Genomic DNA, 12,391 nt, shown 5'->3' with positions numbered 1-12,391 from the left:
GGAATTTTAATAGTATGAGCACTATCGAAGAACGCGTTAAGAAAATCATCGTTGAGCAACTAGGTGTTAAAGAGGAAGAAGTTGTAACAACAGCTTCGTTTGTTGATGACTTGGGCGCTGATTCTCTTGACACAGTTGAGCTGGTTATGGCTCTGGAAGAAGAGTTCGATATCGAAATCCCTGACGAAGAAGCTGAAAAGATCACAACAGTGCAGGCTGCGATTGATTACGTCGAGAACGCATCTAACTAATTGTTTTAAAACTTGTCTAGGCGGTCACTCGACCGCCTATGTTTCTTTGATAACTTTTTTTCCCTCCTTGGAGGATTTACGTGTCTAAGCGTCGTGTAGTCGTAACCGGACTGGGCATGTTATCTCCTGTCGGCAACACAGTTGAATCATCATGGAAAGCTGTTTGTGACGGACAGAGTGGTATCAGCCTTATCGAACATTTTGATACTACCAACCACGCAACTAAATTTGCTGGCGTAGTTAAAGATTTCAATTACGAAGATTATGGTATCTCCCGCAAAGATGCACGGAAGATGGACCCTTTCATTCAGTATGGAATTGCTGCTGGTAATCAAGCTATCAAAGATTCCGGGCTGGAAGTAACAGAAGCCAATGCTACTCGTATAGGGTTAGCGATTGGTTCTGGTATTGGTGGTCTAGGCCTAATTCAAGAGAACTGTGAAGCATTACAAAATGGCGGTCCTCGTAAAGTTAGCCCATTCTTCGTTCCTTCTACGATCATTAATATGGTCGCAGGTCATTTAAGCATTATTTACGGTTTCCGTGGCCCAAGTATTTCGATTGCCACAGCCTGTACTTCAGGTGTCCACAATATCGGTCATGCCGCACGTATGATTGCTTATGGTGATGCTGATGTAATGATTGCTGGTGGCGCTGAAAAAGCGACAACGCCATTGGGTGTTGCAGGTTTTGGCGCAGCGCGGGCTCTTTCTACGCGTAATGATGATCCGCAAGCGGCTAGCCGCCCATGGGATAAAGACCGTGATGGCTTTGTACTGGGTGACGGTGCGGGTATTATCGTACTTGAAGAATATGAACATGCTAAAGCTCGCGGCGCAAAAATTTACGCTGAAGTTGCTGGTTTCGGCATGAGCAGTGATGCTTATCATATGACATCACCGCCTGAAAATGGTGAAGGTGCTGCTCTGGCGATGGCAAATGCTCTGCATGATGCAGGTATTGAAGCTAATGCAGTGGGCTATATCAATGCTCACGGTACTTCAACACCAGCAGGTGACTTAGCGGAAGCGCAAGCGGTTATTTCGGTCTTTGGTGAAGGAACCGACGTATTAGTTAGCTCAACAAAATCGATGACAGGTCATCTATTAGGTGCCGCTGGTGCCATTGAGTCTATCTTTACGATCCTTTCACTGACAGAGCAAATCGTTCCGCCTACGATCAATCTGGAAAACCCAGATGAAGCTTGCAAACTGGATTTTGTTCCAGGCAAAGCAAGAAAAGTAGAAAATATGGAATATGCTCTGTGCAACTCATTTGGTTTTGGTGGTACAAACGGTTCATTAATTTTCCGTCGCTATCACGAAGAGTAACCCAGACGTATTACTTTACGTTGTAAAGGGTAAAAGCCTCAGTGTTTACAATACTGGGGCTTTATTTTTAGTGTCGTTTTGCAGTCTATGTCAGTTTAGTTTATGATAGTTAATATCCTGTTACTGACTGATTTATCAGCCATTATTATAAGAATTATCAATGCTATACTGGGTTAATGGAGTTGAGTGCCGTCATATTGACGTGACTGATCGGGCTGTGCAATTTGGTGATGGCTGCTTCACCACGATCCATGTGTTTAATCATCAACCAAAAATGCTTGATATGCATATTAGGCGTCTCATGCAGGATAGTTCTCGCCTTAAATTACCCCAACCAGATTGGCAAATGTTAGAGAAGCAGATCCACGCGATTTGCCAACAGCATAATGATGATGAATTCGTTGTTAAAGTGATTATTAGCCGAGGCACGGGAGGCAGAGGCTATAGCACTTTAGGGTTTAATCAGCCAACGGTAATAATGTCTATCGCGCCTTTTCCACAACATTACCAAGCGTTGCAGAAATCAGGTATCCAACTGATATTAAGCCGTATTCCAACGAGTAAAAATCCCTATTTAGCAGGGATCAAACACCTTAATCGCCTTGAGCAGGTGTTAATACGCCAAGAAATTGATGAAGCTCAGGTTGATGAGGCTTTAGTTGTTGATTCTGATGGTATTTTAATTGAATGTTGCAGTGCCAATATTTTTTGGCGCAAAGGCGATACGGTATTTACGCCAAATTTAGCATTTTCTGGCGTAAATGGATTAATGAGACAAAAGATCATAGCGCTTTTAGCTGCTAGTCAGTACCATCTTCGGGAGGTTGAACGTTTTCCCGATGTATTGGGGAACTGTGATGAAGTGTTTATTTGTAATACGTTGATGCCAATACTGCCGGTTGCTACGATCACCTTGGGTAACAATAAACCTCAATGGCAATATTCATCAAGGGAACTGTTTGAATATTTGTTTTTACGTTGCCAACTTTAGTCACTGAATGGTTAATGAATGAAACTCGCTAAAAAAATCTCTATCGCAATTGTCGTTATTCTGTTGGTAATAGGCGTAAGTGCCTATGTGATGTATCAACAGTTTTTGAACTATGCAAAAGAGCCGCTAAATCTAACACAAGAGAAAGTTTTTACGGTTCCTGCTGGAACAGGCCGCGTTGCGCTTGAAGCATTGCTGGTAGACGAAAAAGTGATTAATCAAAGTAACAAATTTCAATGGTTACTAAAATTGCGCCCAGAGTTAGCTAAAATGAAGGCTGGGACTTACCGCCTCCAGCCAAATATGGATATCGCGCAGATGTTAGCATTAATTTCCAGTGGCAAAGAGGCGCAGTTTTCCATTCGTTTTGTCGAAGGTAACCGACTCTCTGATTGGACAAATATCTTACGTGATGCGCCTTACTTAAAACATGAGGCGGAAGGGAAAACACAAGAAGAGTTATACGCGCTAATTGGTTTTGATGGAACGACCACCCTTGAAGGCTGGCTATATCCGGATACCTATCTGTATACGGCGGGAACGCGTGATATTGATATATTAAAACGCGCTCACCAACAAATGAAAAAAAATGTCGATGAAGTTTGGCAAGGGAGAGATAAAGATCTACCTTACAAAAACGCGTATGAGATGCTAATCATGGCTTCAATCATCGAAAAAGAGACGGGTATTGACAGTGAAAGAAACCAAGTGGCGTCGGTATTTGTGAATCGTTTGCAGAAAAATATGCGGTTACAAACAGATCCTACAGTTATCTATGGTTTAGGCGATAAGTATCGCGGGAAAATTTATCGTAGCGACTTAGACAACTATACACCATATAACACCTATCGCATTGATGGGTTACCGCCAACGCCGATAGCAATGCCAAGTCTTGCATCAATTAAAGCCGCGGCACACCCTGCGAAAACGAACTATTTATACTTTGTTGCAGATGGTACAGGTGGGCACACATTCAGTAGTAGCCTTAATGACCATAATCGAGCTGTCAAAGTGTATCGAAAAATTGAAAAACAGAATGATAAGTAAGATGAAAAACGCCTATATCGTTATTGAAGGGTTAGAAGGGGCAGGTAAAACCACTGCGATTAAAACCGTTATTGAAACATTAAATCAAGCAGGGATCCAAGACATTGCCTTTACCCGAGAGCCAGGGGGAACCCCATTAGCAGAAAAGCTACGTGAACTCATTAAACAGGGGATCAGCGGGGAAAAAGTCACTGATAAAGCCGAGCTTTTGATGTTGTATGCCGCACGTGTCCAACTGGTTGAAAACGTCATTAAGCCAGCCTTAGCGGCGGGTAAATGGGTTGTTGGTGATAGGCATGATTTATCTTCACAGGCCTATCAAGGGGGCGGACGTGGTATTGATCGCCAACTTATGCAGTCATTGCGTGATCTGGTTTTGGGGGAATTTAAACCAGCGTTAACACTGTATTTGGACCTACCTCCTGCATTAGGGTTACAGCGTGCACGCGCTCGTGGTGAGCTAGACCGAATTGAGCAAGAGTCTCTGGCATTTTTTGAACGCACTCGTGCACGTTATCGTGAGTTAGCGGCCTCCGATGAGACTATTTTAACGATTGATGCAAGCCAGAATATTGAACAAGTTCAACATGATATTCGCCAAGCTTTGCAGCAATGGTTGGCAAAATAAGGTGATACAATGAATTGGTACCCTTGGTTGAATGAAACGTATCGTCAACTAATTACCTCCTACCAGCAAGGTCGTGGGCACCACGCATTGTTATTGCATTCACTACCGGGTAACGGAGTGGAAGCATTATGCTATGGTATTAGTCGCTGGTTAATTTGCCAAAATACAGACGGGCTAAAAAGCTGTGGGCAATGCCATAGCTGCCAATTGATGTTGGCAGGGACGCACCCTGATTACCATGTTTTAGCGCCAGAGAAGGGCAAAACAACGGTTAGCGTGGAAGCGGTAAGGAAACTGACAGAGACCTTAAGTAGTCATGCACAGCAAAATGGGGCTAAAGTCGCCTATATTCCTCGAACAGAAGCATTGACCGATGCAGCGGCCAACGCGCTCTTAAAAACCTTGGAAGAGCCAACAAAGCAGACCTATTTTTTATTAGGTTGCGAGAAACGTGAAAATCTATTAGCGACGCTACGAAGCCGTTGCTTATATACCTTTTTATCACCACCTGAATCGCAAATTGCGTGGTATTGGTTGCAAAAGCAAATCGTTGGCGTCAACTATAACGACGCATTGACCGCGTTAAAGTTGTGCCAAGGGGCTCCAGTCGCGGCGATGTCATTGTTGCAACCTGAGCATTGGCAACAGCGTAGTGTGCTATGCCAGAAACTCGCTCATGGGATACAACATAATGATATGTTGTCGTTATTACCTGCGATTCATCATGATAAGGCGATTGAGTCGATGGGGTGGCTGCTCGGACTATTAGCCGATAGCATGAAACTGCAACAACATGCAGCCCAATTTTGTTTAAATCAAGACCAATTGCCACTTGTGAGCGTACTTGCATCACGAATGACAAATACACAATTGTTTGAAGTTTATGAGGCTTGGCAAAATTGCCGCCACCAATTGATGACAGTGCCCGCACTGAATCAAGAGTTACTTTTGACAAATCAATTATTACAATGGGAAGCATTAATTGTTACCCCAACACCATAAAAAAGAGTGAAATATGTTTGTAGTTGATTCACACTGCCATCTCGATTGCCTTGATTATGAAAAATTACATACAAGCGTCGATGATGTGATCGCAAAGGCGTCGCAACGCGATGTCGGATTTATGTTAGCGGTTGCCACAACGTTACATGGTTTTGATAACATGAAAACCATGATTGGCAAGCGTGCTAATGTGGCATTTTCTTGCGGTATTCATCCACTTAATTTGGATGAAGGGTATGATTTTGAACGCTTAGCGCAATTAGCTGCTGGTGAAGAAGTGGTCGCGTTAGGGGAAACAGGGCTAGACTATTATTATCAGAAAGAAAATGCAGCACTTCAGCAAGCGTCTTTCCGTCAACATATTCGTATTGGTCGTCAGGTTAATAAACCTGTGATAGTTCACACGCGCGATGCGCGAGAAGATACACTGACTATTTTACGTGAAGAACAAGTGATGGATTGTGGCGGTGTTTTGCACTGCTTTACGGAAGATAAACAGACAGCCATGGAATTGTTAGATCTTGGTATGTATATCTCTTTTTCAGGGATAGTTACCTTCCGCAATGCAGAGCAAATTCGTGAAGCTGCAAGGGTTGTTCCACTAGATAGGATCTTAGTAGAAACGGATTCACCTTATTTAGCCCCCGTGCCGCATCGTGGGAAGGAGAACCAACCTGCTTATGTGCGGGATGTGGCAGAGTATATGGCAGTATTAAAAGGGGTTAGCCCTGAAGAAATGGCACGTATTACCACTGAAAACTTTAACCGCCTATTTCATTTGAATGTCGGCGAGAATAAAGCGTAATAATTAGTCAATATTAAAGGAATTCGCAATGGCAGAAGAAACTATTTTCAGTAAGATCATTCGACGTGAAATCCCGGCAGATATCGTTTATCAGGATGAACTGGTTACCGCATTTCGTGATATTTCGCCACAAACTCCCTCACATATCCTGATTATTCCCAATAAACTCATCCCAACAGTGAATGATGTGACTGCGGAAGATGAACTGGCATTGGGGCGCTTATTTACCGTTGCAGCAAAAATTGCCAAACAAGAAGGGATTGCTGAAAGCGGTTACCGTTTGATCATGAACTGTAATGAACACTCCGGGCAGGAAGTGTTTCATATTCATATGCACCTTGTTGGCGGTCGTCCTCTTGGACCATTGCTGGCAAAATAAGGTAATGATGTGAAAAAGATTTGGGGAACATTGATACGTATATTAACACTCAGTGCTGTGGTGTTTGCGCTGAGCGCTTGCTCATGGGGTAAGCGTGATGGGTTAGTATTCAATGATCAACAACGAGTGATTATGGAGCCTGCGGTTCTTGCGCAAGGTATCATTGTAGAGCAACCTGTAGTCAGCGTTGAGAACTATGCGACGGTGGCTAAGATCAATATGAGCAATAGCCAGCCAAATCCGATGACTGTCATGTACCGTCTCTATTGGTACGACGATAAAGGATTGAAAATCGCAACAACCCATGATTTGCAGCAGATGATACCTGCAAATTCAGTGATTAGTGTTAATGCTGAAAGTACATCATCACTCGCGCGTAATGTACGTGTTTATGTATTTTTACCGCAAATGCTTGGAGACAAATAATGAAACGGATCTTGTTCGTTGCAGCGGCAGCGATGATGCTGGCAGGATGTCCTTCTTTTCAGCAGGATAGGCCTAAAACGCCTCCGCCAGTTGTCCCTGTAGAGCCAACTGAACCCACTGAGCCTACAACTCCACCACCAATCGATAAGGTGCCTACACCACCTAAGCAAAAAACCACAGATTGGTCTGCAGCTGTCTCGCCTTTAGTCGGACAGATGACAGGGGCAAATGGTGTTGAGAGCGGCAAAGTTCTGTTGGTGGATTCAGTTAAAAACAATACGACAGGTTCATTTTCTGTACAAAATGTGACCTCAGCCATCGTAAAAGCGGTTGATGACAGTCATCGCTTTAAAGTCGTACCACAATATGTGGTCAATGCCGCGCGTAGAACGTTAGGTTTATCGCAAGACGATAGCCTTGTTACACGCAGTAAAGCGATTGGCTTAGGGCGTTACGTACAAGCTGATTATGTATTGTATAGTGTGATTTCAGGCTCTAACGACCAACGCGATATCGAAATGCAGCTGATGGCAGTGCAAAGCGGTGAGATCCTTTGGTCAGGAAAAAACGATATTGAGCAATGACAGTGCATTATTGGCACTGCTGGCAGGTTGCTTCCCAAATATTAACGTTAAAACGTGGGAAGTAACCCCATTAGCAGGGCTTTCAGGGGGAACCTATCACTTACGGTCACATACTCTCAATCTGATTGCGCGTGCTCAAAGTCAGGCGCAAACGGCTCTATTCGTGAATAGACGTAAAGAGGCGCGGGTACTACATCAATTACAACACTTTGGTCAAGCGCCCAAAGTGTTAGCAAGAAATTCAGATTGGTTATTACTATCATGGTGTGATGGTCAGCAACCCAGTGATACTCAATTTTTAACACCAACATTTCAATCTTTATTAGCGGCAACAATTGCTAAATTACATACTCAACCCTTACTCACTTATCGTCTACAGCTTAGGCAAGAAATTGCCCATTACGGGTATTTAGTTGATCCAAAACGCCAAGGGCCTCGGTGGCATCGATGGCACCAACATTTTTTATCCGCACCTATGCCAAGGGTTCTAAAGTTAGCCCCCGCCCATATGGATATTCATAAAGGCAATATTGTCTGTACTGAGAGTGGTCAACTGGCTTTATTGGATTGGGAGTATGCGGCAAATACCGATATTGGATTGTCATTGGAAACCTATTTTCAAGCGAACCAATTGAATACCACACAACGTGATTTTTTCTTATCAGAGTATTGCAATAAATACCATGCTTATGGCGATGTTGAACGCTTGGCTCACCAATGCCGGCTATGGACGCCATGGGTCAAATATATGATGTTAATGTGGTATGAAGTGCAATGGAACCAAAGTCAAAATAATGATTTTTTGTTACACTCAAGGTCATTAAGGCAATACTTTAGTTTGCCTAGTTAATTAAATTCGTATAACGCAAGTGCGAGCAAAAATCGTAAAACCGTTTTAAATAGTGAGGCATGTATGGGTCCGATAATGCTAGACGTTCAGGGCTATGAGCTGGACAGTGAAGAGCGTGAAATACTGGCACATCCGCTGGTGGGCGGGTTAATTTTATTTACCCGTAATTTTCATGATGCAGCACAATTAAGGGAGTTAGTTCGCCAAATTCGTGATGCATCCCGTCATCGCTTATTGATAGCGGTTGATCAGGAAGGCGGGCGAGTGCAACGTTTTCGTGATGGCTTTACGGCATTACCTTCCGCTCAAGCATTTGCAGCACTTAATAGCCAATCTGAAGGGGCAAAATTAGCGGAGGAAGCTGGTTGGTTAATGGCATCTGAAATGATTGCTATGGATATCGATATTAGTTTCGCGCCGGTGCTAGATCTTGGGCATCAAAGTATTGCGATTGGCGAGCGCTCGTTCCATGAAGATCCTGAAATTGCCATGATCATGGCGGAACGGTTTATTAAAGGTATGCGTAGTGCGGGGATGAAAACGACAGGGAAGCATTTTCCTGGGCATGGGGCAGTGAAAGCGGATTCTCATAAAGAAACCCCTCGTGATGACCGCGACCTTGAAACTATTCGTAAAAAAGATATGTCAATCTTCAGAGACTTTATTCAGCGCGATTTGCTTGATGCCGTGATGCCTGCACATGTCATTTATACACAAGCAGACGACCGCCCTGCAAGTGGCTCACCATTCTGGCTCAAATCGATTTTACGTGAGCAGTTGGGCTTCAATGGTGTGATCTTCTCTGATGATTTGTCGATGGAAGGGGCGGCTATCATGGGAAGCTATCCAGAGCGTGCAGCCGCTTCGTTGTCAGCCGGTTGTGATATGGTGTTGGTTTGCAACAACCGTGATGGTGCGGTGAGTGTATTAGATAACCTACCAAAGCAGCAAGGGAGCCTAGCTTCATCACTGTTCCATAGTGGTCGACAATATAGCTTGAAAGACTTACAAGGCGCACAACGCTGGCAAGAGAGCCACAATAAACTGGTAGAACTGCATCGTAAATGGCAAGAACAGCGTTAATTATTACCGGCCGTTAGTAAAAAAGCCGTAAACTGAACAGCCCCCAAAAGTTGGATGCTTTTAGTCTCACTTGAAGGGGCTTTTTCTATGGTAAAACAGTCCTTAAAACGTCAGTTTTAAATTACTTAAGCTTGAGCGTTTTTGCGGCAAAAAGTTTAACTCGATTGTTAAACAGGGGAGTCGTGAATGAAGGTATCCATGATTATCACTATGAAAGATGCAAGGTTAAATGAAAAGGACTAAGCCCTGTTGAATACAGAACTCAGTGCTTGAAGACCGCTTAATTCACGGTCAACTTTATGGGAGCGTTCAATTGGGGGAGGAGCCACAGGGGCAAGGCTATGCCGCTTTATCTCTATGTAATCGCCTTGTGGTGGCAATATCAAAAGCAAGACTGCGTAAATTCGGCGTATGATTAATCAATGCACGGTGAGTAGATGCTTGGCTGATAAAGACAAAACTTTCCCCCCAAGGCTGTTGATAATTATCACGGACAATAGGCCCACAACGATGTTTAAGTAAGCCTGCAAGTGGTAAATGGTCATCGCCTTTAGCTAACGTCTTATCAGCTAAATGGGCAAAATCTCGTTTTATCTCTTTGGCTTTCAGATACCAGCGATCACGCGCCCAGATTGCAGCGGTTAAAGCGGTATTGTTATCACTCAGATACCAAACCTGTGGAACAGACTGCTCATGAGGGCATACACCAGAAACCGCATGGTTAAATGTTTTCGCACTGTGTAAGTAACTTGCTAGATTATCGCGTACACGTTGGCATTGCTCTGAAATGATGGAGGTTTTGTATGGGCCGATACGTAACCGCTGCCAGCAGTCGGCATCATAGATATCAAACGGTTCAATGACTTTGCCATGATGATCGATAACGGTTGGATTAGCAGGAAGTAACTGGTAAGCACTCGGGTATCCGGCAATATCATCGGGAGAAAAGCCATAAAAATAGCGACTACCGGCGTAATAGCCAGTTTCCATCATTGACCACGCATGAAACGTTCCTTCCCATGGCGGGCCGAAAGCATACCATTTGGCAATAAGCTGCCGATTCTCTTCACTGGTTTGACGCAACCAGTAGCGTACAGCCAAATTAGATGCCGATTGCGCAATGATAATACATTTTTGTTTGTCACCAAAAAGGGTCTTTATGCGGTTAATCTCGGCATCTAATATTGTAACAAGCTCTCGGTGATCCGCTCGCCAATCATGGGCTAAAAAGAAGAGGTCTTGGCCTTCTCGATAACCTAAACCAACGTGCAAAACATCTTTCAGCTCCTGTGTGACCAATGTTGTGATGAGCTTAGGAACAATCGTGAATTCATGCAGTTGCTCTGTGGCTAAGATATTACAAGGGGTATCGGGAGAAGGAGCCTGATACTCATAATCGCTTTTCGTGAAAACGCCACGATAATCCCCCCAGATAAATGCTTGTTTGGATCTATCAAACAGTTTACTGCCTAAAATACCCGGTAGATAAATAATGGGTAAATTAGGGCTTTTATCATTGAGTTTGGCACGACGTAGCTGCGTGGCGATGGATTGTGCGCGTAGATATGACCATCCACGATTTAACGGCATATTAGCGCCCCTTTAACGGTATAAAAGTCACCGGCACATTTTCACTACCAAGATGGGTTTTCTCTGCTTCCGTGACAGGAAAATGGGCACGGTCATAAACTTCAAATAGTTGGCAAGGTTCATTTAAATGATGATAGAGGCGAATACCTTCCGCGTTAGGGTTACTTTTAGAAAGCATAAAACGACCGCAGTTATTCATATTGATATCGCTAACAGGAGTGCCGTCTTTTGAGACAAATTGGTAATAAATATCCGATTCATGCTGTTGCTCAATATGGCAGGCCTGAATTGGGCCGCGGAACATGTGGGTAATACAATGTAACCCATCTGGTATGCTCAAGACTGTTTTATCGGTGTTCGCATCTTCCCATGGTAAAATAATTGGAGGATGGAAATGACAACGAGGGCAATAGCCTTTATCCATATAAGGTTCTGCAATGAGTCCACTACGTTTTACTAACAGTGTTTGGCATTCAGGGCAGTAGGTATTGGCGCTTTGCGTATCGAATACATTACCGACATAAACATAACGCATTCCATCATTGAGCGCTTGCAAACGTGCTTGTTCAAGGAGTGGGATAGCGGTGCGCTCGACATGGGTATATTGGTAGTCGGGATGAAAACGTACATAGTGTAGCGGGATTTCAGCATCAAGATGGGTTAGCATCCAATCAGAGACTTTTTTAGCCTCTTCTAATGTGTCATTGCGGCCTGTCACACACAGATTGGAGATTTCTAAATGTGGGTAATTACCTGATTTTCGAGCATCATAAACTTGTTTGATCCCATCAAGGATAGGTTGAAGGCGACCACCGGTGTGTTTGCGATAAAAGCTATCCTGCATTGATTTTAATGAAATACTAAAAATATCCATGACGGTGAGTAATTCATCAATCCCTTTTTCACTGATATAAAATGCGCTTTTATAGAGATTTTTTAAGCCTTTTTCACGTGCCAGTTTCGCGGTATCCATGACAAACTCGTGCCAAACAACCGGATCGTTATAAGTCCAAGAAAGAACACGAATATTGTGTTTTAAGGCATAATTCACCACATCTTCTGGGCGATAATATGCCACATGGCTGTCTTGAACATAGCGGGCTTGACTCGTTGTCCAGTTTTGGCAAAAGTCACAACGCAGCATACAACCAATATTACCTAAAGAAAGAATGCGTTCACCGGGAGCGTAATGATAAACGGCTTCGGTTTCAATGGACTCTTGTGTCATAGGAACGGATTTGCCGTAGTTAAGCGTCACTAGGCGACCATTTTCATTGCGACGGACTTTACAAGTCCCGACTCGACCTAGGTTAATTTTACAGGCTCGAGGGCATAATTCACATTGAATACGTGAATTAGAAATCGGGTGCCAAAGGCGAGCAGGATGACTAGTTTGCTGCCATTGCTTCAATATTGCCATTGAT

General features: G+C 43.7%; 14 protein-coding genes. 12 read left to right on the top strand and 2 right to left on the bottom strand.

All coding sequences use genetic code 11. The features are described from left to right. Window positions 1–14: 14 nt before the first annotated feature. The 12 genes from acpP (at window position 15) to nagZ (ending at window position 9,377) form a co-directional block, all read left to right on the top strand. Window positions 15–251, top strand: a complete 237-nt coding sequence (acpP, locus tag PSE69_RS04255; RefSeq protein ID WP_004920830.1) for an acyl carrier protein — start codon at window positions 15–17, stop codon at window positions 249–251. A gap of 80 nt (window positions 252–331) precedes the next feature. Then, on the top strand, window positions 332–1,582 hold the full coding sequence (gene fabF / locus PSE69_RS04250; protein ID WP_014656177.1) for a beta-ketoacyl-ACP synthase II: 1,251 nt from the start codon (window positions 332–334) through the stop codon (window positions 1,580–1,582). Window positions 1,583–1,742: 160 nt separating this feature from the next. After that, window positions 1,743–2,573, top strand: coding sequence for an aminodeoxychorismate lyase (gene pabC / locus PSE69_RS04245; RefSeq protein ID WP_014656176.1), 831 nt, complete (start codon window positions 1,743–1,745; stop codon window positions 2,571–2,573). An 18-nt stretch (window positions 2,574–2,591) separates the two neighbouring features. Next, complete coding sequence (gene mltG / locus PSE69_RS04240) at window positions 2,592–3,620, top strand: endolytic transglycosylase MltG (RefSeq protein ID WP_121874551.1); 1,029 nt, start codon at window positions 2,592–2,594, stop codon at window positions 3,618–3,620. Window position 3,621: 1 nt separating this feature from the next. Next, on the top strand, window positions 3,622–4,248 hold the full coding sequence (gene tmk / locus PSE69_RS04235) for a dTMP kinase (RefSeq protein WP_272675042.1): 627 nt from the start codon (window positions 3,622–3,624) through the stop codon (window positions 4,246–4,248). Between the two features lie 9 nt (window positions 4,249–4,257). Then, window positions 4,258–5,250 carry a DNA polymerase III subunit delta' gene (holB, locus tag PSE69_RS04230; RefSeq protein ID WP_036940789.1) on the top strand — a complete coding sequence of 331 codons (993 nt, stop codon included), beginning with the start codon at window positions 4,258–4,260 and terminating at the stop codon, window positions 5,248–5,250. Between the two features lie 13 nt (window positions 5,251–5,263). Continuing rightward, a complete protein-coding gene (locus tag PSE69_RS04225; protein ID WP_014656172.1) occupies window positions 5,264–6,055 on the top strand; it encodes a metal-dependent hydrolase in 792 nt (263 codons plus the stop codon). Between the two features lie 28 nt (window positions 6,056–6,083). After that, complete coding sequence (gene hinT / locus PSE69_RS04220; RefSeq protein ID WP_004920823.1) at window positions 6,084–6,434, top strand: purine nucleoside phosphoramidase; 351 nt, start codon at window positions 6,084–6,086, stop codon at window positions 6,432–6,434. 9 nt (window positions 6,435–6,443) lie between these two features. Next, on the top strand, window positions 6,444–6,860 hold the full coding sequence (locus PSE69_RS04215) for a YcfL family protein (protein WP_014656171.1): 417 nt from the start codon (window positions 6,444–6,446) through the stop codon (window positions 6,858–6,860). Next, window positions 6,860–7,444 carry a penicillin-binding protein activator LpoB gene (gene lpoB / locus PSE69_RS04210; RefSeq protein ID WP_121874552.1) on the top strand — a complete coding sequence of 195 codons (585 nt, stop codon included), beginning with the start codon at window positions 6,860–6,862 and terminating at the stop codon, window positions 7,442–7,444. Before PSE69_RS04215 ends, lpoB begins: the two co-directional genes overlap by 1 nt. Next, window positions 7,434–8,294, top strand: coding sequence for a phosphotransferase (locus PSE69_RS04205; RefSeq protein ID WP_004920820.1), 861 nt, complete (start codon window positions 7,434–7,436; stop codon window positions 8,292–8,294). Before lpoB ends, PSE69_RS04205 begins: the two co-directional genes overlap by 11 nt. Window positions 8,295–8,357: 63 nt before the next feature. Then, entirely contained in the window at window positions 8,358–9,377 is a 1,020-nt protein-coding gene (gene nagZ, locus PSE69_RS04200; protein ID WP_004920819.1) for a beta-N-acetylhexosaminidase, read from the top strand. Between the two features lie 339 nt (window positions 9,378–9,716). On the opposite strand, the gene PSE69_RS04195 is transcribed toward nagZ, so the two are convergent. Together PSE69_RS04195 and amrS are read right to left on the bottom strand one after the other, a co-directional pair. After that, window positions 9,717–10,967 carry a lipase/acyltransferase domain-containing protein gene (locus PSE69_RS04195; RefSeq protein ID WP_121874553.1) on the bottom strand — a complete coding sequence of 417 codons (1,251 nt, stop codon included), beginning with the start codon at window positions 10,965–10,967 and terminating at the stop codon, window positions 9,717–9,719. Window position 10,968: 1 nt separating this feature from the next. After that, window positions 10,969–12,387, bottom strand: a complete 1,419-nt coding sequence (gene amrS / locus PSE69_RS04190; RefSeq protein ID WP_121874554.1) for an AmmeMemoRadiSam system radical SAM enzyme — start codon at window positions 12,385–12,387, stop codon at window positions 10,969–10,971. Window positions 12,388–12,391: the final 4 nt, after the last annotated feature.

The organism is Providencia sp. PROV122 (genome assembly GCF_028482365.1).
In the GTDB taxonomy this organism is placed as follows: Bacteria; Pseudomonadota; Gammaproteobacteria; order Enterobacterales; family Enterobacteriaceae; genus Providencia; species Providencia stuartii.
The sequence above is the reverse complement of the archived record's forward strand: the minus strand, read 5'-3'. Positions and strand labels throughout refer to the sequence as shown.